The 22,642-nt window shown below is 66.3% G+C and carries 18 protein-coding genes and 1 CRISPR repeat array; of the genes, 12 read left to right on the forward strand and 6 right to left on the reverse strand.

What is annotated here, in order from left to right; all coding sequences use genetic code 11:
• Positions 1-128 precede the first annotated feature (128 nt).
• The 11 genes from NH8B_RS20710 to NH8B_RS03400 all read left to right on the forward strand — a co-directional run bounded on the left by NH8B_RS20710 (position 129) and on the right by NH8B_RS03400 (position 13,927).
• Positions 129-332 (forward strand): hypothetical protein, encoded by a 204-nt coding sequence (locus NH8B_RS20710; RefSeq protein WP_148282933.1) that lies wholly within the window; start codon positions 129-131, stop codon positions 330-332.
• A 4-nt stretch (positions 333-336) separates the two neighbouring features.
• Complete coding sequence (gene casA / locus NH8B_RS03355) at positions 337-1,944, forward strand: type I-E CRISPR-associated protein Cse1/CasA (protein ID WP_014086013.1); 1,608 nt, start codon at positions 337-339, stop codon at positions 1,942-1,944.
• The gene (casB, locus tag NH8B_RS03360) at positions 1,941-2,558 is read left to right on the forward strand and encodes a type I-E CRISPR-associated protein Cse2/CasB (protein ID WP_014086014.1); all 618 of its coding nucleotides are present in this window, start codon (positions 1,941-1,943) and stop codon (positions 2,556-2,558) included. Before casA ends, casB begins: the two co-directional genes overlap by 4 nt.
• Positions 2,555-3,604 (forward strand): type I-E CRISPR-associated protein Cas7/Cse4/CasC, encoded by a 1,050-nt coding sequence (gene cas7e / locus NH8B_RS03365; protein WP_014086015.1) that lies wholly within the window; start codon positions 2,555-2,557, stop codon positions 3,602-3,604. The genes casB and cas7e overlap by 4 nt, the downstream gene beginning before the upstream one ends.
• Positions 3,601-4,368, forward strand: coding sequence for a type I-E CRISPR-associated protein Cas5/CasD (gene cas5e / locus NH8B_RS03370; RefSeq protein ID WP_198408189.1), 768 nt, complete (start codon positions 3,601-3,603; stop codon positions 4,366-4,368). Before cas7e ends, cas5e begins: the two co-directional genes overlap by 4 nt.
• Positions 4,365-5,030 carry a type I-E CRISPR-associated protein Cas6/Cse3/CasE gene (cas6e, locus tag NH8B_RS03375; RefSeq protein ID WP_014086017.1) on the forward strand — a complete coding sequence of 222 codons (666 nt, stop codon included), beginning with the start codon at positions 4,365-4,367 and terminating at the stop codon, positions 5,028-5,030. Before cas5e ends, cas6e begins: the two co-directional genes overlap by 4 nt.
• The gene (cas1e, locus tag NH8B_RS03380) at positions 5,030-5,938 is read left to right on the forward strand and encodes a type I-E CRISPR-associated endonuclease Cas1e (protein WP_014086018.1); all 909 of its coding nucleotides are present in this window, start codon (positions 5,030-5,032) and stop codon (positions 5,936-5,938) included. The genes cas6e and cas1e overlap by 1 nt, the downstream gene beginning before the upstream one ends.
• The gene (gene cas2e / locus NH8B_RS03385; protein WP_014086019.1) at positions 5,919-6,215 is read left to right on the forward strand and encodes a type I-E CRISPR-associated endoribonuclease Cas2e; all 297 of its coding nucleotides are present in this window, start codon (positions 5,919-5,921) and stop codon (positions 6,213-6,215) included. Before cas1e ends, cas2e begins: the two co-directional genes overlap by 20 nt.
• 106 nt (positions 6,216-6,321) lie before the next feature.
• A CRISPR array of direct repeats spans positions 6,322-10,438; the repeat unit is 29 nt; unit sequence GTGATCCCCGCGCCAGCGGGGATGAACCG.
• A 237-nt stretch (positions 10,439-10,675) separates the two neighbouring features.
• Positions 10,676-12,019 (forward strand): aspartate aminotransferase family protein, encoded by a 1,344-nt coding sequence (locus NH8B_RS03390; protein ID WP_041702811.1) that lies wholly within the window; start codon positions 10,676-10,678, stop codon positions 12,017-12,019.
• Between the two features lies 1 nt (position 12,020).
• Positions 12,021-12,314: a cupin domain-containing protein gene (locus tag NH8B_RS03395; protein WP_014086022.1), complete on the forward strand. Its 294-nt coding sequence runs from the start codon at positions 12,021-12,023 to the stop codon at positions 12,312-12,314.
• Positions 12,315-12,433: 119 nt separating this feature from the next.
• Positions 12,434-13,927 (forward strand): CoA-acylating methylmalonate-semialdehyde dehydrogenase, encoded by a 1,494-nt coding sequence (locus tag NH8B_RS03400; protein ID WP_014086023.1) that lies wholly within the window; start codon positions 12,434-12,436, stop codon positions 13,925-13,927.
• A gap of 78 nt (positions 13,928-14,005) precedes the next feature.
• On the opposite strand, the gene NH8B_RS03405 is transcribed toward NH8B_RS03400, so the two are convergent.
• The gene (locus tag NH8B_RS03405) at positions 14,006-15,226 is read right to left on the reverse strand and encodes an alpha-hydroxy acid oxidase (protein WP_014086024.1); all 1,221 of its coding nucleotides are present in this window, start codon (positions 15,224-15,226) and stop codon (positions 14,006-14,008) included.
• Positions 15,227-15,411: 185 nt separating this feature from the next.
• On the opposite strand from NH8B_RS03405, the gene NH8B_RS03410 reads away from it, so the two are divergent.
• The gene (locus tag NH8B_RS03410) at positions 15,412-16,311 is read left to right on the forward strand and encodes a LysR family transcriptional regulator (protein ID WP_014086025.1); all 900 of its coding nucleotides are present in this window, start codon (positions 15,412-15,414) and stop codon (positions 16,309-16,311) included.
• Between the two features lie 41 nt (positions 16,312-16,352).
• Here the strand turns inward: NH8B_RS03410 and NH8B_RS03415 are convergent, their stop codons facing one another.
• From NH8B_RS03415 to NH8B_RS03435, 5 genes are read right to left on the reverse strand one after another with little or no spacing between them, the layout of a single operon-like run.
• The gene (locus tag NH8B_RS03415; RefSeq protein WP_014086026.1) at positions 16,353-17,696 is read right to left on the reverse strand and encodes a sigma-54-dependent transcriptional regulator; all 1,344 of its coding nucleotides are present in this window, start codon (positions 17,694-17,696) and stop codon (positions 16,353-16,355) included.
• Positions 17,693-19,567, reverse strand: coding sequence for a sensor histidine kinase (locus NH8B_RS03420; protein ID WP_014086027.1), 1,875 nt, complete (start codon positions 19,565-19,567; stop codon positions 17,693-17,695). Before NH8B_RS03420 ends, NH8B_RS03415 begins: the two co-directional genes overlap by 4 nt.
• Before the next feature lie 19 nt (positions 19,568-19,586).
• On the reverse strand, positions 19,587-20,384 hold the full coding sequence (locus NH8B_RS03425; RefSeq protein WP_014086028.1) for an ABC transporter ATP-binding protein: 798 nt from the start codon (positions 20,382-20,384) through the stop codon (positions 19,587-19,589).
• 11 nt (positions 20,385-20,395) lie between these two features.
• Positions 20,396-21,163, reverse strand: a complete 768-nt coding sequence (locus NH8B_RS03430) for an ABC transporter permease (RefSeq protein ID WP_014086029.1) — start codon at positions 21,161-21,163, stop codon at positions 20,396-20,398.
• A gap of 7 nt (positions 21,164-21,170) precedes the next feature.
• Complete coding sequence (locus NH8B_RS03435) at positions 21,171-22,139, reverse strand: ABC transporter substrate-binding protein (protein ID WP_014086030.1); 969 nt, start codon at positions 22,137-22,139, stop codon at positions 21,171-21,173.
• Positions 22,140-22,642: the final 503 nt, after the last annotated feature.

Here is a 22,642-nt window from a genome sequence, read left to right on the forward strand (position 1 = left end):
GATCAGGATGCCACGGAATTGTGGCTACGTCCAAAATTTCTATAGAACATATAACCTTACAATTATCATTGCGGCGCTCCTCACGGTGCGATAGAGTGAGCGCTAATCAATCGGCGTGGGGAAGGGGAATGAAAAATTCAGATGTCTTGGAGGGCTTGCTTGAGTTACTGTGGGACTGGCTTTGGTCGCGCCTCAGTTTGTCTGCGGTGGTATTGGCTTTGCTGTTCTTGGTTGTTTGGGCGCTCTTGAGGGTCCAACATTTTCAATACGAAAGCCTGGATGAAGAGAAGGGGAAGTGGCGTCGTATTTCCCTTCATTCGAAGAAGAAGTGAGGCAATGATGACACTCCATCTCCTTGTCGATACCTGGCTCCCCATCCAGCGCAAGGATGGCTCCCGGGATCTGATCCGCCCCTGCGACATCGCCGACAGCGGTCCCAATCCTCCGCAGGAATTGCTTGCCCCGCGCGCCGATTTCCGCGCAGCCCTCTACCAACTGCTGATTGGCTTGCTGCAGACGGCGTTCGCTCCCGACAACGAAGCCGCCTGGCGCAGCCGCTTCGTGACGCCGCCCAGTTCCGAGGAGCTCGCCGCCGCTTTCGCCCCGTGGGCAGACGCCTTTGTGCTGGACAACCCTGGCGGCCCGGCGTTTGCCCAGGACCTTGACCCGCTCACCGCCCCGGAACTGAAAGCCAATTTGCTGTCGCTGCGCAATCTGCTGATCGATGCCGGCTCCGACAGCAACAGCTATTTCAACAAGCCCTCGGATGACGAGGGCTTTTGTCCGTCCTGCACGGCGCAGGCGTTGTTCACCTTGCAGACCAACGCCCCGGCTGGTGGGCGCGGTATCCGTACCTCGGTACGTGGCGGCGGGCCGCTTTCCACGCTGGTAACGGTGGAGGGGCTGACGTTATGGCAGCAACTCTGGCTCAACGTGCTGCCCCTCGATGTGCTGGGGCATGAGGCGCCGGTCCGCCAAGCCGACCTCATCCCCTGGCTGGCGGCCACGCGCAACAGCGAAGACGGACGCGAGACCTCGTGCGGTGACAACGCTCATCCGCTGCAAGCTTATTGGGGCCTGCCGCGTCGTATCCGGCTCGACACTGATGCCATCCAGTCCGGCACCTGCGCGGTATGCGGTCAGTCGCACGAGCGGCTGTATACCCGCTATCGCACCCGCCATGGTGGCGTCAATTACTCCGGTGCCTGGCCGCACCCGCTGTCGCCATACAACCACGATGCCAAACAGGAAAAGCCCCCGCTGCCGGTCAAGGGCATGGCCGGCGGAGTGGCTTACCGCCATTGGCTGGGAATGGTGCTGGGCGGTGACGACGGATTGCAGCGGCCGGCAAAGGTGGTGGAGCACTTTTACGCCCATCGCGAGCCGTTGATTACCCGCCATCTGCAGCGGCCGGGGGCACTGTGGGCGTGCGGTTACAAGATGGACAACGCGAAGGCCGTGGCATGGAACGACAGCCGACTACCCCTTTACCGTTTGCCAGCGGAACGCTGGATGGATTTCCGCCTGCTGGTGGGCGAGCTGTTGCAGATCGCCGAGGAAAGCGCCGCTTTGCTGGCGCGCGCGGTGCGGGAGGCCTGGGGCAGCGAGTCGGGGGACCCCGCCGTGGCGCAAGGTTTCTGGCAGCAGAGCGAAGCCGGTTTTTACCGCAGCCTGGCCGAGGCGGTGGAGCTGCCCGATGGCGCGCACCGGACCACAGCCCCGCTGTTCAAACGCTGGCTCGAGCAAACCAGGCAACTGGTTTTGCGTCAGTTCGACAACTGGACGCGCAGCATGCTCACAGAACTGGCGGACACAAGGCAGATGCTGCGCGTGGTCAAGGCGCGGGCCGATCTGGAGGGGCGGCTGCACAAGAATAAACCGTTCAAGGCCACGCGGCAGTGGGTCAGCGCCGAGCTGGCCGCCCAACAAGGAGCAGAGGCATGAGTCTGTTTTATCTGAATGAAGCGCAGGCCGAGACCCTGCGCGATTGGTGGCAGGCCCTGGACCCGGACGAGAAGACGCCCGGCAAGGGCTTTCACGTGGGGCGCAAGGACCGCGCCGAGCTGCGCCGCGCCGAATCGCTCGCCGTCGTGCGTCTGCATCCGGCATTTGTTCAGCTGGCCGCCCGGCTGGCGGCGTACGCCGGACGCGATTGGCAGCGGCGGGACACGACGGTGTTCGCCCTGCTGGCCGGCCTGCTGCCGCAGGTCAAGGAGCCTTCTCAGGATGGCCGCAGCTGGGCGCACTGGGCCGGACAGACCGAGGGAGAACGGCCCGTGTTGTCCACCCTGCGGTTCGAGCAGATCCAGCGCTGCGAGACGGAGGACGAACTGTTCCAGCTGTTGCGGCGCTCCCTGTCGCTCTTGGGCCATCGTCTGGACATCGTGCAGCTGGCCGAAGATCTGTTGGCTTGGGTGGCCGAGCATCGTCTGCACCGTGCCGTTGATCCACGCTTTACCATCCGTGCCCGCTGGGCCAATGACTATTACCGGGCGCTTCACCATCTTGCCACCGCCCCTGATGCCGCCTCTCAAGAACTCCAAGGAGAATCTGCATGACCCGTTTCGTTCAACTGCATCTGCTGGTGTCGTTCCCGCCGTCCAATCTCAACCGCGACGATCTGGGGCGCCCCAAGACCGCCAAGCTCGGCGGCATAGACCGTCTGCGCGTGTCGTCGCAAAGCCTCAAGCGCGCCTGGCGCACTTCTGAAGTGTTCCAGCAGGCGCTGGCCGGTCATGTCGGCACCCGCACCAAGCGGCTGGGGCGCGAGGCCTACGATCGGTTCATCGCGGCTGGCATCAAGGAAAAGGACGCCCAAGACTGGGCCGGCAAGCTGGCTGGTGTGTATGGCAAATTGCAGAAGGATGGGTTGGAGATCGAGCAACTGGTGCACATCGCCCCGGCCGAGCATGACAAGCTGGACGAACTGGTCACCACGCTGATCGCCGAAAAACGCGCGCCGCTGCAAGAAGAACTGGACACCCTGCTGGAGAAGGTCCATGCCGTGGATATCGCCATGTTCGGGCGCATGCTCGCGGCCAAGACCCAGTTCAACGAAGAGGCGGCGGTCCAGGTCGCCCACGCCATCGGCGTGCACGCCTCGGCGATCGAAGATGACTTCTTCACTGCCGTGGACGACCTGAACAATGAGGATAGTGGTGCCGGGCACGTCGGCGAGGCCGGTTTCGCTGCCGCCGTGTTCTACCAGTACCTGTGCATCGACCGCGACCAGTTGCTGCGCAATCTGGGCGGCGATGAAGAACTGACCCTGCGCGCGATCCAGGCGCTGGTCGAAGCCGCGCTCACCGTCGCGCCGAGCGGCAAGCAGAACAGTTTCGCTAGCCGCGCCTACGCCCATTATGCGCTGGCCGAAAAGGGCACGCGCCAGCCGCGCAGCCTGTCGCTGGCTTTCGTCCAACCGGTCAAGGGCGGCGACGTGGCGGCACGGGCGGTGGATGAGCTGGAGACGCTGCGTGCCAAGATGGATGCGGTGTACGGTGACTGCGCCGCCAGCCGTGCCCAGTTCGATGTGCTCAAGGGACAAGGGCGGCTGGCTGAACTGCTGGCCTTCGCGGCTGATCCGCACGGCTTCGGGGACGCATGATGCGCGACTACCTGGTTTTCCGCCTGTACGGAGCCATGGTCAGTTGGGGCGAAGTCGCCGTGGGCGAGCAGCGCGCCAGCGCCAGCTATCCGTCGCGCTCGGCGCTGCTGGGCCTGTTGGGCGCGGCGCTGGGCGTGCGGCGCGACGACGAAGCCGGCCAGGCTCGCCTGTCCCGAGGCTACCGATTCGGCGTCAAGCAAGTAAGTGGTGGCAGCCTGCTGCGCGATTACCACACCGTACAGCAGGTGGACAAACCCAAGCCTGGCCCTAAGGTCAGCTACCGTACCCGGCGAGAGGAAGTCACCCGCGCCGAGCTGGGAACCCTGCTCTCCAGCCGCGAGTATCGTTGCGACAGTCTAGCGGTGGTGGCGGTGGAAGCCTTGCCCGATGCGCCGTACACCCTGGCTCAACTGGCGCACGCTTTGCAGCATCCCCATTTTCCGCTGTACCTGGGGCGCAAGTCCTGCCCGTTGGGGCTGCCGCTGGCTCCGTTGCAACGACAGGCGGCCACCCTGAAGGCGGCATTGGACCAGTGGGTCGGCGAACACGAGCGCGTCCTGATCGACGACGAGAAGGAGTATCGCTGCTACCGGTTGCCGCCCGATGGCGGCCCGGCGCGCTACTACTGGGATGCCAGGCTGGACGCGGAGGCCGGCATGGACGCCAGTTTCACCGTGGTGAGGCTGGACCAGCCGACTTCCCGACGTCGCTGGCAGTTCGCCCCGCGCAGCGAGAACGTGCATCTGGATGGAGGTGAGGCATGAGCTGGTTTTCTCGTATTCGCGTCGACCTCGCCGGGCTGCCTCATGACGAAATCCAGCGGCTCATCGCCGGCGATGCCTACCTGCACCATGCGCTGGTGTGGCGCGCCTTTGCCAAGGAGGATGCCCGGCGCGACTTCGTCTTCCGCATCGATCAGGGAGAGCAGGGGCTACCGCAGTATTATGTCGTCTCGCAGCGTCCGCCGCAAGCGCTGCCCGGTCTGCTGATCGACACCAAGCCGTTTGCCCCGAAACTGGCCGAGGGTGACGAGATCGCCTTTGCGCTGCGCGCCAATCCCACCGTGGCGCGCGCGCAGGGACCGGGACGGCGCTCGGTACGCGACGACGTGATGATGAGCGTCAAGCATCGGCTGCGCGAGCAGTTGCTGCCGGCGCAACTGGCCGAGGAAATGCAACAGGCTGCCCGCGACTGGCTGCTGGCCCGAGCCGATGCGCTGGGGCTGAACATCGGCGGGCTGGAGGTGCTGGCCGACCGTCAGCAGCACCTGCGTCACAAAAAGCGGAATATTCGCTTCACCGAAGTGGATTACCAGGGCGTGGCGCAGGTGACCGACCCCGCCAGGCTGCTTGAAGCGCTGCAAGGCGGCATCGGCCGTGCACGCGGTTTTGGCTGCGGCTTGCTGCTGATACGCCGGCTGACCTGATGCTCCCGCCACTCAAACCCATTCCCATTAAGGAGCGGCTGTCGGTCCTGTACGTCGAGCGCTGTCAGCTCGACGTGCTGGACGGCGCCTTCGTCGCCATCGACGTTACGGGTGTTAGGACCCATATTCCGGTGGGCGGCGTCGCCTGCCTGATGCTGGAGCCCGGCGTGCGGGTCTCGCACGCGGCCTGCAAACTGGCGGCGCAGGTCGGCACGCTGCTGGTGTGGGTCGGCGAAGCTGGCGTTCGCTTTTATTCCTCCGGTCAGCCCGGCGGTGCCCGCGCCGACAAACTGCTGTACCAGGCGCGGCTGGCGCTGGACGACGATGCTCGGCTCAAGGTCGTGAGGGAAATGTATCGCCGCCGTTTCGGCGACGAGCCGCCGCAACGGCGCAGCATCGAGCAGCTGCGTGGCATCGAGGGCAGCCGGGTGCGCGCCATGTACCAACAACTGGCGAAGCAATACGGTGTCGACTGGCAGGCACGCAACTACGATCACAGCGATTGGGACAAGGCCGACATCCCCAACCGCTGCCTGTCTGCTGCTACCGCCTGCCTCTACGGCGTTACCGAGGCCGCCGTGCTGGCCGCCGGTTACGCCCCGGCCATCGGTTTCATCCATACCGGCAAGCCGCTCTCCTTTGTTTATGACGTGGCCGATATCTACAAATTCGAAACTGTCGTGCCGGTGGCTTTTGCCGTGGCGGCCAAGGGTGGTGGTCAGGTCGAGCGCGACGTGCGCCTGAAATGCCGGGACATGTTCCGCAAGAGCAAGCTGCTCGAGCGCATCATTCCCGACATCGAGGCCATGCTGGATGCAGGCGGACTGGAAAAACCGGTCCCCGAAGGCGTGGTCGATGCCGCCATTCCCAACGAGGAGAGCCTGGGCGATGCTGGTCATCGTGCTTGAAAATGCCCCTCCGCGTCTGCGCGGCCGCTTGGCCATCTGGCTGCTGGAGATCCGTGCCGGCGTTTACGTGGGCAACTACAACCGCCGCATCCGTGATTACCTCTGGCAACAGGTGGAGGAGGGGATAGAGGACGGTAACGCCGTCATCGCTTGGCAAGCTCCCACCGAAGCCGGTTTCGACTTCATGACGTTAGGTGAAAACCGGCGTATCCCGGCCGAATTCGACGGTGCCAAACTGGTGTCCTTCCTGCCGCTGGACGACGCCGACACCGCTTGAATCTCCCTTCTTTAACAATCTGAAATTCGGCTTGAAAACCGGAGGAAAAAGCGGTAGATTTTTGCCTCCCCGAATAAGCCTTATGGTTCAAAGGTTTATTTTTGGTGTGATCCCCGCGCCAGCGGGGATGAACCGTCGCTGCCGCGGACTACATCGTCACGGCTGGCGTGATCCCCGCGCCAGCGGGGATGAACCGTCGCGGTCCTGGTGCGCGGTCCACGTGCTGGCGTGATCCCCGCGCCAGCGGGGATGAACCGGTGAAGAGCGACGACATCGCCATCGTGGACTAGTGATCCCCGCGCCAGCGGGGATGAACCGTAGCGCGTCATCGTCTAACCGCTCGCCCTTGTGTGATCCCCGCGCCAGCGGGGATGAACCGCCCCCGCCGCAGCGAATCCCGTCCCTCACCTAGTGATCCCCGCGCCAGCGGGGATGAACCGGACGCGCCGCAGTACGCCGGACCGGCAGGGCAGTGATCCCCGCGCCAGCGGGGATGAACCGTCATTTCCGAACCCACCACGACCGCCCAGTCCGTGATCCCCGCGCCAGCGGGGATGAACCGCCAATGGCAAAAGTTGCATAGGGCGACAGCACGTGATCCCCGCGCCAGCGGGGATGAACCGACCGACGCCATGATGCGCAAGTTTGCCGAGCAGTGATCCCCGCGCCAGCGGGGATGAACCGGCACCACCCGCCGCGCCCGGCGTCGCCACCTCGTGATCCCCGCGCCAGCGGGGATGAACCGCCGATCGGCTTGCTATAGAACCGGCTGAACTTGTGATCCCCGCGCCAGCGGGGATGAACCGGTGTGCCGGGTCTGGTACTGATTTCGATAGCGGTGATCCCCGCGCCAGCGGGGATGAACCGCTCTATGATCTGATGGCACGGCTCCGTGAGGCGTGATCCCCGCGCCAGCGGGGATGAACCGGCTGCCCCAGTTGGTGCCATCGGCTGTCCCCTGTGATCCCCGCGCCAGCGGGGATGAACCGCTGATCCAGTACCCGGTATCGTCGGCCGCCTCGTGATCCCCGCGCCAGCGGGGATGAACCGTCGTTGGCCGACGTGGCGGCATCGACGAGCGGGTGATCCCCGCGCCAGCGGGGATGAACCGCGTTCCCTTGATAAAGAGGTTGATTGGGCGGTGTGATCCCCGCGCCAGCGGGGATGAACCGTTCTTCGAGCAGCAACGTTTGGTAGAGCGATGGTGATCCCCGCGCCAGCGGGGATGAACCGACTTATCCACAGGGTTATCAACAGGATGCCCAGTGATCCCCGCGCCAGCGGGGATGAACCGTTGGACGAGATACAGCGGGCGCTCGCCAATAAGTGATCCCCGCGCCAGCGGGGATGAACCGACACCACGTGTTGTTTGGCGGACTGGAGCGGCGTGATCCCCGCGCCAGCGGGGATGAACCGCACTGCGTCTACAGCATGGACTCGCCGCATGAGTGATCCCCGCGCCAGCGGGGATGAACCGACGTGGCGGAACACGCAGGTGGCCTTCTCGCCGTGATCCCCGCGCCAGCGGGGATGAACCGTCGCGTTGTTCGGTCGCCAGCAGAATCCGATCGTGATCCCCGCGCCAGCGGGGATGAACCGTTCACGTTCCACTTCCGAGCCGCGTTGTTGATGTGATCCCCGCGCCAGCGGGGATGAACCGTGGTTCGGCCTGATCGACAAAGACCAGACCCTGTGATCCCCGCGCCAGCGGGGATGAACCGATTTGTGTTTCCGTCTATCGAACGTATGTCTCGTGATCCCCGCGCCAGCGGGGATGAACCGCAGTACGACAGCACCGGGGCCAAGATCGCGGCGTGATCCCCGCGCCAGCGGGGATGAACCGGACGCCGCCAAAGCCACCGGCGTGAAGTTCTTGTGATCCCCGCGCCAGCGGGGATGAACCGGCGGCGGCGACGTGATCAACAAGGACGCCGAGGTGATCCCCGCGCCAGCGGGGATGAACCGTAGCGGCCCACCTCGCACAAGGCCCACGTGGTGTGATCCCCGCGCCAGCGGGGATGAACCGTTCAGCCGGCCCTCGCTGTCGAACGTGGGCTTGTGATCCCCGCGCCAGCGGGGATGAACCGGCGCTGGAACCGTCCGCCGGGCATGGCGCCATGTGATCCCCGCGCCAGCGGGGATGAACCGTTGTCGGCGGTCGGGCGGGATGAGTCGTATCAGTGATCCCCGCGCCAGCGGGGATGAACCGTCACCCAACGACGGGACGGGCATCGCAAGGGGGTGATCCCCGCGCCAGCGGGGATGAACCGCGGGCACAAATGATGCTGTTCCGATGACACCGGTGATCCCCGCGCCAGCGGGGATGAACCGCCAGAGCAGCATTCCAGGCCTGGTCGGAGTCAGTGATCCCCGCGCCAGCGGGGATGAACCGGCGACAGACAGCAGAAAGCCCCCAGTGATCGGGTGATCCCCGCGCCAGCGGGGATGAACCGTTTGTCCGCCATCCTGGCGCTCGCGGGAGGAGGTGATCCCCGCGCCAGCGGGGATGAACCGGCGCCGTGGACAATTGAGCCGTCCACTCCCCAGTGATCCCCGCGCCAGCGGGGATGAACCGTTGGCCATGCAGCGCGGCATGTACGGCGCGGTGTGATCCCCGCGCCAGCGGGGATGAACCGTCGCGCTGCCGAACAGCTCGAAAATCTACTACGTGATCCCCGCGCCAGCGGGGATGAACCGCCCAACAGGTGCAGGCGCTGGCCGATCAAGCCGTGATCCCCGCGCCAGCGGGGATGAACCCCCCGCACTCGCAACGGTAAAAACCGCGAATCTGTGATCCCCGCGCCAGCGGGGATGAACCGTATACGGGTCAATATTTCTATGGCTGGTCGTGGTGATCCCCGCGCCAGCGGGGATGAACCGACTTGGCAGCCATGCATGGCCACTATGGCTATGTGATCCCCGCGCCAGCGGGGATGAACCGATCGTGCGCGAAGGGCTGCAGGGTGGCTGGATGTGATCCCCGCGCCAGCGGGGATGAACCGCCGCCGCCCGGCTTCGGCGCGGTGCGCTGACGGTGATCCCCGCGCCAGCGGGGATGAACCGACGACGTCGGCGAGCTGATCAAGCGCTGGCAGGTGATCCCCGCGCCAGCGGGGATGAACCGCCATCTGAGGCCAGCTTGTGGACCCTATTCGCGTGATCCCCGCGCCAGCGGGGATGAACCGTAACATCGAGGTAACTTAGAGGTAATCAGGTTGTGATCCCCGCGCCAGCGGGGATGAACCGGAGGAGGCCCGCCAGAAGCGCCTGACGCTGGAGTGATCCCCGCGCCAGCGGGGATGAACCGCGGTATGGCGATCGACGCGCACGACCCCCAATGTGATCCCCGCGCCAGCGGGGATGAACCCGTATGACACGCAAAAACTCTTTGGGGCTGGTGGTGATCCCCGCGCCAGCGGGGATGAACCGTGGTGCAGCAACTCGGCAAGGTCGCTGGTGTTGTGATCCCCGCGCCAGCGGGGATGAACCGCCCTATCGGGTCGCCCTCGGCCTCCTCAAGTGGTGATCCCCGCGCCAGCGGGGATGAACCGCCGTAGGCGTCGATTTCGTATAGCTTTAGAACGTGATCCCCGCGCCAGCGGGGATGAACCGTTCCAGCCCGATGCGCACTACAAGCAGCGGCTGTGATCCCCGCGCCAGCGGGGATGAACCGACAACGAAATCCCCGCCCAAGTTGTCGACCAGGTGATCCCCGCGCCAGCGGGGATGAACCGGTAAGTGCGCAGTCCCTAATTAAATTATTGCCGTGATCCCCGCGCCAGCGGGGATGAACCGTGGAAGCGAAACATGCAAGAGGCTCAGCAAAAGTGATCCCCGCGCCAGCGGGGATGAACCGCTTGACAAGACCTCAGGCGTACAGGGCGCGTAGTGATCCCCGCGCCAGCGGGGATGAACCGTAGCCAACGGCGGCCATCAGCATCTTGGTGTAGGTGATCCCCGCGCCAGCGGGGATGAACCGAACAGGACGGGCAACGGTCATGCGACTAGGCCGTGATCCCCGCGCCAGCGGGGATGAACCGCCGTTCGCCATCCTGTCAGGGATCTGCGCCGTGTGATCCCCGCGCCAGCGGGGATGAACCGGGCGAGACGGACCAGCGCTTTGCCGAGCAGGCGTGATCCCCGCGCCAGCGGGGATGAACCGATGAAGCGCTTCCAGCCACGTGAGGAAGTACGATGATCCCCGCGCCAGCGGGGAGAAGCGTGGATCGCCTTGCAAAAGGTCTACCATACCGGGTGCCGCATTCCCCCACGGTCTTGAACAGGCGCAACAGGCGGAGGTACATCGCTGACCCGGGCGAGGGAGTGTGTCTTGCTGATGGGTGAGTAAAATCAAAACTGAACGTAAGAAGAATGTGATTTAACTCGCCTTGCAGCTTGGTGCAAGCTAGGCACCGCTTCTTCCACTTCCTGTGCCACTTTACCGTTTCGGGAGCCGTGCCATGAATTCCCCCCAGCCTGCCGTTCCGCCTGTCGCCGCCGGTCTCGATCTGCGTGCGCACTGGATGCCGTTCACCGCCAACCGCAATTTCCAACGCGACCCGCGCCTGATCGTCGCCGCCAGCGGCAACTACCTGACCGACGCCGATGGCCGCCAGATCTTCGACAGCCTGTCGAGCCTGTGGTGTAGCGGTGCCGGCCATGCCCGCAAGGAAATCGCCGAGGCGGTGTACCAGCAGCTCGGCACGCTGGACTACTCCCCGGCGTTCCAGTTCGGCCACCCGCTGTCGTTCAGGTTGGCCGAAAAAGTCGCCAGTATGACCCCAGCGGGCCTCGACCACGTGTTCTTCACCAACTCCGGCTCGGAGTGCGCCGACACCGCGGTGAAGATGGCGCGCGCCTACTGGCGGCTGAAGGGCCAGGCCAGCAAGACCAAGCTGATCGGCCGCGCGCGCGGCTACCACGGCGTCAACATCGCCGGCACCAGCCTCGGCGGCATCAACGGCAACCGCAAGGCCTACGGCCAGCTGCTCGACGTCGACCACCTGCCGCACACGCTGCTGCCGCAGAACGCCTTCAGCCGCGGCCTGCCCGAGCATGGCATCGAACTCGCCGACGACCTGCTGCGCCTGATCGAGCTGCACGATGCTTCCAACATCGCCGCCGTCATCGTCGAGCCGATGGCGGGCTCGGCCGGCGTGATCGTGCCGCCGGCGGGCTACCTGCAGCGCCTGCGCCAGATCTGCGACCAGCACAACATCCTGCTGATCTTCGACGAGGTGATCACCGGTTTCGGCCGTACCGGTTCGCTGTTTGGGGCGGACTATTTCGGCGTGGTGCCGGACATCATGAACCTCGCCAAGCAGCTCACCAACGGCGCCGTGCCGATGGGCGCGGTGGTGGCGAGCAACGAGATCTACGACACCTTCATGAACCAGAACATCCCCGAGTACGCGGTGGAGTTCACTCAGGGCTACACCTACTCGGCGCACCCGGTGGCCTGCGCCGCCGGTCTGGCCGCGCTCGACATCCTGGAGCGCGAGAACCTGGTGGCACGCGTCGCCGAGCTGGCGCCGCACTTCGAGAACGCCATCCACGGCGTCAAGGGCAGCCAGCACGTGGTGGACATCCGCAACTGCGGCCTGGCGGGCGCGATCCAGCTCGCCCCACGCGACGGCGACGCCATCGTGCGTCCGTTCGAGGCGGCGATGAAGTTGTGGAAAAAAGGCTTCTACGTGCGCTACGGCGGCGACTGCCTGCAGTTCGGCCCTCCGTTCACCAGCACCCCGGCCGAGCTCGACCGCCTGTTCGACGCCGTGGGCGAAGCCCTCAACGAGGTGGCCTGAGATGACGGAGCGTCCCCAGGCCGTCCCCACGGTGCAGATCGACAACGACAAGGTGGTGGTGACCGAGTGGCGCTTTGCCCCCGGTGCCGAAACCGGCTACCACCGCCACGGCATGGAATACGTCGTGGTGCCGATCACCCACGGCGAGTTGCTGCTGCAAACGCCCGACGGCGAGCGGCGTGCGGCGCTGGTTCCGGGCCAGAGCTATACCCGCCTGATCGGCACCGAGCACAACGTGATCAACCCCTGCGAGCACGAAGTCGCGTTCATCGAGATCGAACTCAAGCCACGGTGAGCGCGTCGGCTGGCAGCAGGGCCCGCATGGAACAACGTCCTCTCCGGCTGCGAGAGGCCAAAGGGAGAGGGGCTGCGCACGCCCCGTCCCGACCCTATTTAGCGAGATAGAAACCGACCATGAGCATACTCAATCATCTGATCAACGGCGAACTGAGCGCGGGCGGCAGCCGCACCGCAGCGGTATTCAACCCTTCCACCGGCGAGGCCATCCGCCAGTTGCCGCTGGCCGACGTCGCCACCGTGCAGCAGGCCATCGCCGCCGCCCAGGCCGCCTACCCAGCCTGGCGCAACACCCCGCCCGCCAAGCGCGCGCAGGTGATGTTCCGCTTCAAGCAACTGTTGGAAGCCAACGAAGCGCGCATCGCCCAGCTCATCAGCGAGGAGCACGGCAAGACCCTGGAAGACGCCGCCGGCGAACTCAAGCGCGGCATCGAGAACGTCGAGTACGCCTGCGGCGTGCCGGAACTGCTCAAGGGCGAGTACAACCGCAACGTCGGCCCCAACATCGACGCCTGGAGCGACTTCCAGCCGCTCGGCGTGGTGGCCGGCATCACCCCGTTCAACTTCCCGGCCATGGTGCCTCTGTGGATGTACCCGCTCGCCATCGCCTGCGGCAACACCTTCATCCTCAAGCCGTCCGAGCGCGACCCCAGCTCCACCCTGCTGATCGCGCAACTGCTGCACGAAGCCGGTCTGCCCAAGGGCGTGCTCAACGTGGTGCACGGCGACAAGGAAGCCGTGGATGCGCTGATCGAGGCGCCGGACGTGAAGGCCCTGAGCTTCGTCGGCTCCACCCCGATCGCCGAATACATCTACGCCGAAGGCACCAAGCGCGGCAAGCGCGTGCAGGCTCTCGGCGGCGCCAAGAACCATGCCGTGCTGATGCCGGATGCCGACCTCGACAACGCCGTCAACGCGCTGATGGGCGCCGCCTACGGCTCCTGCGGCGAGCGCTGCATGGCGATCTCGGTGGCGGTGTGCGTGGGAGACCAGGTGGCCGACGCGCTGATCGCCAAGCTCACCCCGCAGATTCAGGCGCTGAAGATCGGTGCCGGCACCACCTGCGGCTTGGACATGGGCCCGCTGGTCACCGCCGCGGCCCGCGACAAGGTGGTGGGCTACATCGACGATGGCGTGGTCTCTGGTGCGCAACTGGTGGTGGACGGCCGTGGCTATCGCGTCGCCGGCCATGAAGGTGGCTACTTCCTCGGCGGCACGCTGTTCGACCGCGTCACCCCGGAGATGCGCATCTACCAGGAAGAAATCTTCGGCCCGGTGCTGTGCGTGGTGCGCGTCAACAGCCTGGAAGAGGCCATTGCGCTGATCAACGCCCACGAATACGGCAACGGCACCTGCATCTTCACCCGCGACGGCGAGGCGGCGCGGCTGTTCGCCGATCTGATCGAAGTCGGCATGGTCGGCATCAATGTGCCGCTGCCGGTGCCGGTGGCCTACCACAGCTTTGGTGGCTGGAAGCGTTCGCTGTTTGGCGACCTGCACGCCTACGGCCCGGACGGCGTGCGCTTCTACACCCGCCGCAAGGCGATTACTCAACGTTGGCCGCAACGCGCCAGCCACGAGGCGTCGCAGTTCGCCTTCCCCAGTTTGTAAGACCCACACGGTGTGAACTTGATAAGCCCAACCCCGGTTGGGCTTCTTTTTTTGTCGGTGTGAGCGGTGAAGGCGGGGCTAAGCCTTTCTGTGCAGCAGGCCGGCGTGCAGCTCCGAGCAGTTGTTGACACCCAGCATCGCCATATTGCGATCGACCTCGTCGTAGAGCAGGCGGCAGGCATGCGCCACCCCGGCCTCGCCGGCCACGGCCGCCGCGTAGTTGAACGGACGGCCGACGAACACGCAGCGTGCACCCAGCGCCAGGGCTTTCAAGACATCGCTGCCGCGGCGCACGCCGCTGTCCATCATCACGGTCATGTCCTGAGCCACGTCGACGATGTCCGGCAGCACGCGCAGCGGGGAGACGGCGCCGTCGAGCTGCCGGCCGCCGTGGTTGGAGACGATGATGCCATCGGCCCCGTGCAGCCGTGCTTGCCGCGCATCCTCCGCGCTCAGGATGCCCTTGATGATCAGCGCTCCCTTCCACTGGCGGCGTATGCGGTCGAAGTGGGGCCAGCTCAGGTGGTCGCGCGCCGAGAAGTCGCGCAGCACGCTGGCGGAGATGATCGGCGCGCCGCGCGTGGCAAACGAGTTTTCGAAGTGTGGCATGCCGTGCTTCAGCAGGGTGCGCAACAACACCCCCAGCAGCCAGCGCGGGTGCGTCAGCCCTTGGTACGCCAGCGCCAGACTGGGGCGCAAGGGGGTGGAGAAGCCGTTGCGCACGTTGTTTTCACGGTTGGCCGAAACCGGGATGTCCACGGTCAGCACCAGCGTTTCCACCCCGGCCCGTGCCACGCGCTGCACCAGGGCATCGATGCGTGCTGGATCGCCCGGCAGATAGGCCTGGAACCAGGTTCCCGGGGCCTGCTCGATGACCTCCTCCAGGGGAATCAGCGAGGTGCCGCTGAGGATGGCGGGGATATTGGCCGCCTGACCGGCGCGGGCCAGCACGATGTCGCCGCGATAGGCGGACAGCGCGCTGATCCCCATCGGGGCGACGCCGAACGGCGCGGCATAGCGGCGGCCGAACAGTTCCACGCTCTGATTGCGTTGCGACACGTCGACCAGCACCCGGGTCTTGAAACCGTAATCGCCAAAGGCGGCGCGGTTATCCCGCAGCGAGGCATTGTCTTCCGCCGCGCCGGCGACGTAGCCGAAAATGGGACGTGGCAGACGCTGTCTGGCCAGCGCCTCGAAGTCATCCAGGGCCAGCACGCCGCCCAAGGAGCGTGGCAGCCGGGCGGGCGCGCTGGTCGCCGCGCGGCACTCGGGCAGGGAGAGGGTAGGGGTGTGTGTCATGGTGGTCGCGGACTCCGGTTGCGCTCGGTGGCGCCGCGTTCCGGCGCGACGCCGGCCTGACGCGGCAAGGTTGTCAGGAGCCAGACTAGACAATCCTGTTGATTCAATAAAGCGAATAAATTTCATATTGTTTGTTCGCTTTTTTGATAGAATTTTCTATCTCCAACCCTCGGCCTTTCCCCTCCATGACCCTGAAGCAACTCGACGCCTTCTTCTGTGCCGCGACCTGCGCCAGCTTCGCCGTCGCGGCCGAACGGCTGCATCTGTCGCTCTCTTCGCTGTCGAAACGTATCGCGGAGCTGGAGCAATCGCTTGGCGAGAGCCTGTTTGACCGTAGCGGCCATCGCGCCGTGCTGACCCCGGCCGGAGCCCGCCTGCTGCCTTATGCCGCCGAGGTGCTGCAGTCCGCCGACCGGCTGGTGCTTGCGCTGGGCAAGGACAGCGGGTTGACCGGGCGCTGCCGTTTTGGTGTGGGCGAGCTGGCCGCGCTGACGTGGTTGCCCAGCCTGCTGGCGCAGGCCCGCGAGGCGTTTCCCCGCCTGGTGCTGGAGCCCTACGTCGACATCGGCACCGTGCTGGAACAACGCGTCAGCGACGGGGAGCTGGACTTCGCGGTGGTGGCGGGACGCTCGTCGCGCAGCACCGTGCTGTCGCAGCCGGTGGGCCAGGCCCATTTCCTGTGGGTGGCGTCTCCCGCCCTGGTGGGGACGAGCCGGGTGCTGAGTGCCGAGCTGCTGCGCGCGCTGCCGCTGATCACCCTGCATCTCGGCGCCGGTACGACACGCCTGCTGGACGACTGGCTCGGCACCCAGCAGGTCGAGATTGAGCGACGGCTGACCTGCAATGGCTGGGGGGCGGTGGCGGGGATGCTGGTCGACGGCGTCGGGATCGGCTTTCTGCCAGAGGGGTGGGCGCATGCCCTGTCGCGGCGTGGTCAGCTGTGCATCCTGGAGAGTCAGCCGGCGCTGGCCCCACTCCACTACACGTTCCAGTCGCGGCGGGACGACACCCGCTTGGTGGTGCTGAAGCTGCGCGACATGGTAAGCCGCGTCGCCGATTTCTCGGCGACCAGCGGGCTGTTCTGAGCGGCGGTGGGTGCGGTGCCTGTTTCGAGGATGGCGCCGGGTCAGCGGCGATATCGCTCCGGATCGAGACCGTGGCGGTGCAGCTTGTCGTACAGCGTCTTGCGCGGCAGCTGTAACAGCTCGGCGGCCTTGATCACCTGGCCGCCGCTGCGGCTGAGCGCGGTCTCGATGCAGGCTTTCTCCGCCGCCTCCACCACGGCGGCGAGCGAGACCTCGCCGCCAGCCGCAGCGGGTGCCATCTCAGCCTCCAGGCCGTCGCCCAGGCCCAGGCAGTAGCGTTCGGCGATGTTGCGCAGCTCGCGTACGTTGCCCGGCCAATCGTGGCGCTGCCAGCGCGCCAGATCGGCCGCGCTCCACTCCGGCAGCGGGCGGTTGAAGCGGGTCGCGGCCTGTTGCAGAAAATACGCCATCAGGAGCGGGATGTCGGCCTTGCGCTCGCGCAACGGCGGCAGGTCGAGGCGCGCCACGTTGAGGCGGTAGTACATGTCGCTGCGGAACCGTCCGGCGTCGGATTCGGCCTTGAGGTCGGCCTTGCTGGCGGCGATCACGCGGCATTCCACCTGGATCGCTTCGTTGCTGCCCAGGCGCTCGATGGTGCGTTCCTGCAGCGCCCGCAGCAGCTTGATCTGCAGCGTGAGCGGCATGCTCTCGATCTCGTCGAGAAACAGCGTACCGCCGTGCGCCAGCTCGAACTTGCCGATGCGGCGCTTGGCGGCACCGGTGAAGGCGCCGCTCTCATGGCCGAAGATTTCGCTCTCGAACACGCTTTCCGGCAGCGCGCCGCAGTTGAGCGCGACGAAGCGCCCGCGCCGGCCGCTGGCGGCATGGATGGCGCGCGCCACCACCTCCTTGCCGCAGCCGGTCGCGCCGTTGAGCAGGATGTCGACCCCGGTGGGGGCCAGCGCGCTCACCAGCCGGCGCAGATTCTGCATCGCCGGGGTCTGGCCGATCAGCGGGGAGTCGCCGCCCGCCTGCAACTGCTCGCGCAGGCGGCGGTTTTCCTGCTGTAGCGCGCGCTTCTCCAGCGCCCGTCCCGTGACGTCGGCCAGCCGCTCGGACGGGAAGGGCTTTTCGATGAAGTCGTAGGCGCCTTCGTGCATCGCCTGCACCGCCAGCGTGACGTCGCCGTGGCCGGTGATCAGGATCACCGGCAATTCCGGATCGAGGCGGCGTGCCTGTTGCAGCAGCGCCAGGCCGTCTTGTCCGGGCAGGCGCACGTCGCTCACCAGCGCACCGGGCGAGGCCTGTTCGAGCGCTGCCAGCGCGCTCTCGGCGTCCCCGAAGTCGGTCACGGCAAAGCCCGCCAGCCGCAGCGCCTGGGCGCAGCCGTGGCGCACCACCGGGTCGTCTTCGACCAGGAACACCGGCAGCGAGAGGTCGGTCATGAGAGGGATTCTCCTGAAGTGGGGGCCGCCGGCAGGTCGAGCCGGAACACGGCGCCGGCACCGTCGGCGTTGCCGGCGGTGAGCGTGCCGCCGAAGCTCTCGACGATGGCCAGCGAAATGGCCAGGCCGAGACCCAGCCCCTGGCCCGCCGGCTTGGTGGTGTAGAAGGGTTCGAACAGCCGCTCCAGCGCCTCGGCCGGCAGGCCGGGGCCGTGGTCGCGCACCGTCAGGCGCAGGCGCGTGCCGTGACGCACGGCGTGGAGTTCGAGGCGCGGCGCGGCCTGCCCGGCCATGGCGTCGAGCCCGTTGCGCAGCAGGTTCACCAGCACTTGTTCCAGCCGCACCACGTCGGCCCAGGCCTGCAGTTCCGGGGCGATGTCGGTCGCGATCACCGCATCGAGTTCGCGCCGGCGCGGCTCGACGATCAGGCAGGCGTGCTCCACCGCCTGCGCCACGTGCACCGCGGCGGTATCGGCCGGCGCCTGGCGCGCGAACGACTTGAGCTGGCCGAGGATACGGCCGAGGCGGCCGGTGAGCTGGCCGATCAGCGTCAGGTTGTCGCGTGCCTCGTCGTAGCGCGCCAGTTCAATCAGTTTCACGGCGTTGTCGGACAGGGTGTTGAGCGCAGCGAGCGGCTGGTTCAGTTCATGGGTGACGCCGGCGGCCATCTGCCCCAACACCGCCAGCTTGCCGGCCTGCACCGCGCTGTCGCGCGTCTCGCGCAGAATGCTTTCGGTGCGCTTGAGTTCTTCCACGCGTTGTCCCAGCGTGTTGTTGGCGGCCTGCAGCGCGGCGGTGCGCTCGACGATGCGCGTTTCGAGCCCGGCCTCGACGCGGCGCAGTTCGGCCTGGGCCGCGCGCCGTTCCGCCAGGCGGCGCCGGCGCTGCTGCCAATACACCGTCAGCGCCAGCACGAAGGCGGTGGCGAAACCCAGCGCGGCAGCGCCGCCGGCGGCGCTCTGGCGCGCTTCGGCCAACTCGCTGAACAGCAGCACGCGCCAGCCCAGCAGGCCGGCAGGATGGGACTGCACCAGCAGCTCGCGCCGGCCGTTCCCCAGCGGCAGGCGCCGCTGCTCGCCGTGGCCTCGCAGGGCGGTGTCGGCGGCGAGCGGTGGCAGGGGGTAGTCGCCGTACTGGCGCTCGGCATGTAGCCGGTGGCGTACCGCGGGCGGCAAGGGGGCGAGGGTGTGATATTGCCAGGCGGACTCGGTGGCGAGAAACAGCACACCGTCGCGGTCGGCCAGGGCGAGGTGGTCGCCGCTGGCCTGCCAGGCGCGTTCGATGCTGTCGAGCTTGACCTTGACCACCACCACGCCGATCGGCCCGGTCGGGCTGGGCAGCGGAGCGGCCAGAAACACCCCGGGCTCGCGGGTGGTGCTGCCGATGCCGTAAAAGCGGCTCGGCCTCCCGTTGATGGCGTCCTGGAAGTAGGGGCGGTAGGCGTAGGAATTGCCGACCAGGCTCAGCGGCGAGTGCCAGTTGGACGAGGCCAGGGTGCGGCCGCTGCGGTCGAGCAGGAAGGCCTGCGCCACCCCGGCGCGCTGCTGCACCCCTTCGAGGTAATGGTTCACTTCCGCCGTCAGCGCCGCATCGCTGGGCTGCGCCAGCAGCCTGGCCAGCCGCCCGTCCAGGCTCAGCACGTAGGGCAGAGCCTCGTGGCGGGCGAGCAGGTTGTCCAGGCTGAGGGCGTAGGCGCCCAGACGCTGGGCGTTGGCCTGGCGCTGCGCCGCCAGCTGGCCGCGCAGCAGCAGGGTGTAGGCCGTCAGCGCCACCAGCGCGCACAGTGCCAGTCCCGCCAGCGCCGTGAGCACGGTGCGATGGCGGGGCCGGCTCAGGATGGGCAGGACGGAGGGAAGCGACAGGGCTTGCATGCCGTGGATTGTGCGGCAATCAATCCACGGCGGCCAGCTTCATCTCCGCCGCGGCGTGGCGCTGCTGCTCCTCCATCACCAGGCTTCCCAGCTCGCGCTTGAGCTCGTTGAACGCGGCGCTGGACGGGTCACGCGGGCGCGGCATGGTGACGCGGTGGTCGCGCTTGACCGTGCCTGGGCGGTAGGTCATTACCACGATGCGGTCGGCCAGGTAGATCGACTCCTCGATGCTGTGGGTGACGAAGATGATGGTCTTGCCGAACTCGGCCCAGATGCGCAAGAGCTCGTCCTGCAGGTTGCGCCGGGTGAGCGCGTCGAGCGCGCCGAACGGCTCGTCCATCAGCATGATCGGCGAATCCATCGCCAGTACCCGGGCGATCGCCACGCGCTGGCGCATGCCGCCGGACAGGTCCTTGGGGAAGCGGTTGCGGAAGTCCTTCAGGTGCAGCTTGTCGAGCAGGGTGTCGACGCGCTCCGCCATGGCGCCCTTGCTCATGCCCTTGACCTCCAGCCCGAAGGCGACGTTTTGCGCCACGGTCATCCACGGGAACAGCGCGTACTCCTGGAACACCATGCCGCGCTCCGGCCCCGGCGCGGTGACTGCCTGGCCGTCCACCTGGATGGAGCCGGAGGAGGGCAGCGAGAAGCCGGCGATGGCGTTGAGCAGGGTGGACTTGCCGCAGCCGGACGGCCCCAAGAGGCAGACGAACTCACCCTGCTTGATGGTGAGGTTGATGTCCTTCAGCGCCACCACGTCGCGTTCCTGGGTGCGAAAGACTTTCTGGACGTCGCTGACGACGATTTGCGGGTTCTGCATGGTGGTGTTCCTCAGTGTTCCAGGCCGCGGTGCCAGCGCAGCAGGTGGTTGTTGAGCGTGTTCATCGCGCTGTCGAGCGCCAGCCCCAACAGGCCGATGGTGATCATGCCGGCGATGATCTTGTCCGACCACATGAACTCGCGCGCTTCCAGGATGCGGTAGCCCAGGCCGTCGTTGACCGCGATCATCTCGGAGACGATCACCACGATGAAGGCGGTACCGATGCCGATGCGCACCCCGGTCAGGATGTAGGGCGTTGCCGCCGGCAGCATCACGCGGGTGAACAGCGCCAGCCGCCCCACGCCCAGGTTGCGTGCCGCGCGCAAGTAGATGCCGTCGACGTGGCGCACTCCGGAGATGGTGTTCATCAACACCGGGAAGAAGGCACCGATGGCGATCAGGAACACCGAGGGCGGGTTGCCGAGGCCGAACCAGAGGATGGCGAGCGGGATGTAGGCGATCGGCGGAATCGGCCGCAACAGCTGCAGCATGGGGTTGAACAGGCCGTAGAGACGAGGGCTCGCACCCATGGTCAGGCCCAGCGGCAGCGCCAGCGCGGCACCGACCACGAAGCCCACCACCACGCGGTACAGGCTGGCGATGGAGTCGTGCACCAGCTCGCCCGACTGCAGCGCCTCCCACCACTTGGCGGCCACCGCCGACGGCGCCGGCAGCACGATCGGCGAGACCAGGCCGGCGCGGGCGCAGGCCTCCCAGACCAGCAGCACGATCACCGGCACGATGGCGCCGCGCACGAAGGATGTCAGATGTTTGCGCATGATGGCCTCACTTCACTTTCAGTTCGTTCTTGGCCTGCTGCAGCAGGTCGAGCTTGACCCACTCCACTGCCTTGGGCGTCTTGGCCCAGTGGCCGATGCCGAACTTCTGCATGAAGTGGGTAGTGACGTCGAGGTGGAGCGGGGTGACGTCGTAGGTGTAGTCGGCGTTGTCCATCGCGTCGCGGAAGTCCTCGGCGCTCAGCTGACCCTTGAACAGGTTCTCGCGCACGTATTTCTCGGCCAGCGGCGGGTTCTTGTTGAAGGTGCTGGTGGATTCGACGAAGCACTTCATCAGCCGCGTGGCGACGTCGCGCTTGTTGTACAGCTTTTCGCTCATCACCAGCGTGCGCACCGGCTCGCCCATCGGGGTGTCGTAGGGTTTCATCAGCTCACGGCCGAACTGCTTCCTGATCGCCTGCGATGACTGCGGTTCGGACTGGCTCATGGCGTCGATCTGCTTGCCTGCCAGCGCCTGGTTGAGGTCGGGGTAGGAGAGGTAGACCAGCTGCACGTCCTTGCCGGGTTTGTCCGACCAGCTCAGGCCGTTCTTCTCCAGTTCGGCCAGGAGCAGCAGTTCCTGCGGGCTGCCACGCGTGACGCCCACCTTCTTGCCTTTCAGGTCGCGCAGGGTCTTGATGCCGGATTCGGCCTGGGCCACGATGCGCGTCCCGCCTTTGGCGAAGCCGGCGACGACGTAGATCGGCACGCCGTTGGCACGGCCGGAAATGGAGGCGTCGGCGCCGGAGGCGGCGATATCGACCTCGTCGGCGATGATGGCCGGCATGATGTCGGTACCCTTGGCGAACAGGCGCTCCTCCAGCTTGATGTTGTACTTGCCGCAGATTTCCTTCATGTACGACACGGCGCCGTAGTGGGCGAACTTGAGGTTGCCCAGGCGCACGGTGTCCTGGGCGGTGGCGGCCTGGCTCGCGGCGAGGGCGCAGAAAACGGCGATGGCGGTGGTATGACGCAGCATGGTTTGTCTCCTTCGGTGTTGTACTGAACAGGACACTCGGCGGTGTCCTTGCGGTACTGGTTTGCAGGAAGCGTGCCATGCGGCGATTTTTTGTAAGCTGTTGAATTGTTGTTGTTTTATTTTTGACTGGCGTGGGGGGCGTGGGCGAAAGATCAGACAAGGGGAGGGGCGTTGTGCGGTTTTTCGCACAGGGTAGGGGGCCGTCTGGCTGGGTTATAGGCAATTCCTATAGGGGGCTGAGGTGTGGGGTTTGCCGGTTCCGCCCGGCGGACGGGAAGGGAAATTTGCGTCGCCAAATTCCCCCTTCACCCCCAAAGGCGAGCCCACCGCTGCTTGTATCCGTCTGGCTGGAGGCTGGCGAGGCGCGGCGGAAACTAGCCGGGCGCTACCGTCGCCCGGCGTCGGACAGCCCGCCGCTTAAGACCTCGCCATCCACCATCCAGCCGGCGCGGCAGAAGGGCGGATTGGTCGCATCAATGAGGTTTTGGTACTGGGGAATGCAG

This window comes from Pseudogulbenkiania sp. NH8B, from assembly GCF_000283535.1.
Lineage (GTDB): Bacteria > Pseudomonadota > Gammaproteobacteria > Burkholderiales > Chromobacteriaceae > Pseudogulbenkiania > Pseudogulbenkiania ferrooxidans.

Excerpts from the sequence above, each read along its gene's own strand:
- NH8B_RS20710 (WP_148282933.1), top strand. The coding sequence starts at position 129 with ATGAAAAATTCAGATGTCTTGGAGGGCTTGCTTGAGTTACTGTGGGAC.
- casA (WP_014086013.1), top strand. The coding sequence starts at position 337 with ATGATGACACTCCATCTCCTTGTCGATACCTGGCTCCCCATCCAGCGC.
- casB (WP_014086014.1), top strand. The coding sequence starts at position 1,941 with ATGAGTCTGTTTTATCTGAATGAAGCGCAGGCCGAGACCCTGCGCGAT.
- cas7e (WP_014086015.1), top strand. The coding sequence starts at position 2,555 with ATGACCCGTTTCGTTCAACTGCATCTGCTGGTGTCGTTCCCGCCGTCC.
- cas5e (WP_198408189.1), top strand. The coding sequence starts at position 3,601 with ATGATGCGCGACTACCTGGTTTTCCGCCTGTACGGAGCCATGGTCAGT.
- cas6e (WP_014086017.1), top strand. The coding sequence starts at position 4,365 with ATGAGCTGGTTTTCTCGTATTCGCGTCGACCTCGCCGGGCTGCCTCAT.
- cas1e (WP_014086018.1), top strand. The coding sequence starts at position 5,030 with ATGCTCCCGCCACTCAAACCCATTCCCATTAAGGAGCGGCTGTCGGTC.
- cas2e (WP_014086019.1), top strand. The coding sequence starts at position 5,919 with ATGCTGGTCATCGTGCTTGAAAATGCCCCTCCGCGTCTGCGCGGCCGC.
- NH8B_RS03390 (WP_041702811.1), top strand. The coding sequence starts at position 10,676 with ATGAATTCCCCCCAGCCTGCCGTTCCGCCTGTCGCCGCCGGTCTCGAT.
- NH8B_RS03395 (WP_014086022.1), top strand. The coding sequence starts at position 12,021 with ATGACGGAGCGTCCCCAGGCCGTCCCCACGGTGCAGATCGACAACGAC.
- NH8B_RS03400 (WP_014086023.1), top strand. The coding sequence starts at position 12,434 with ATGAGCATACTCAATCATCTGATCAACGGCGAACTGAGCGCGGGCGGC.
- NH8B_RS03405 (WP_014086024.1), bottom strand. The coding sequence starts at position 15,226 with ATGACACACACCCCTACCCTCTCCCTGCCCGAGTGCCGCGCGGCGACC.
- NH8B_RS03410 (WP_014086025.1), top strand. The coding sequence starts at position 15,412 with ATGACCCTGAAGCAACTCGACGCCTTCTTCTGTGCCGCGACCTGCGCC.
- NH8B_RS03415 (WP_014086026.1), bottom strand. The coding sequence starts at position 17,696 with ATGACCGACCTCTCGCTGCCGGTGTTCCTGGTCGAAGACGACCCGGTG.
- NH8B_RS03420 (WP_014086027.1), bottom strand. The coding sequence starts at position 19,567 with ATGCAAGCCCTGTCGCTTCCCTCCGTCCTGCCCATCCTGAGCCGGCCC.
- NH8B_RS03425 (WP_014086028.1), bottom strand. The coding sequence starts at position 20,384 with ATGCAGAACCCGCAAATCGTCGTCAGCGACGTCCAGAAAGTCTTTCGC.
- NH8B_RS03430 (WP_014086029.1), bottom strand. The coding sequence starts at position 21,163 with ATGCGCAAACATCTGACATCCTTCGTGCGCGGCGCCATCGTGCCGGTG.
- NH8B_RS03435 (WP_014086030.1), bottom strand. The coding sequence starts at position 22,139 with ATGCTGCGTCATACCACCGCCATCGCCGTTTTCTGCGCCCTCGCCGCG.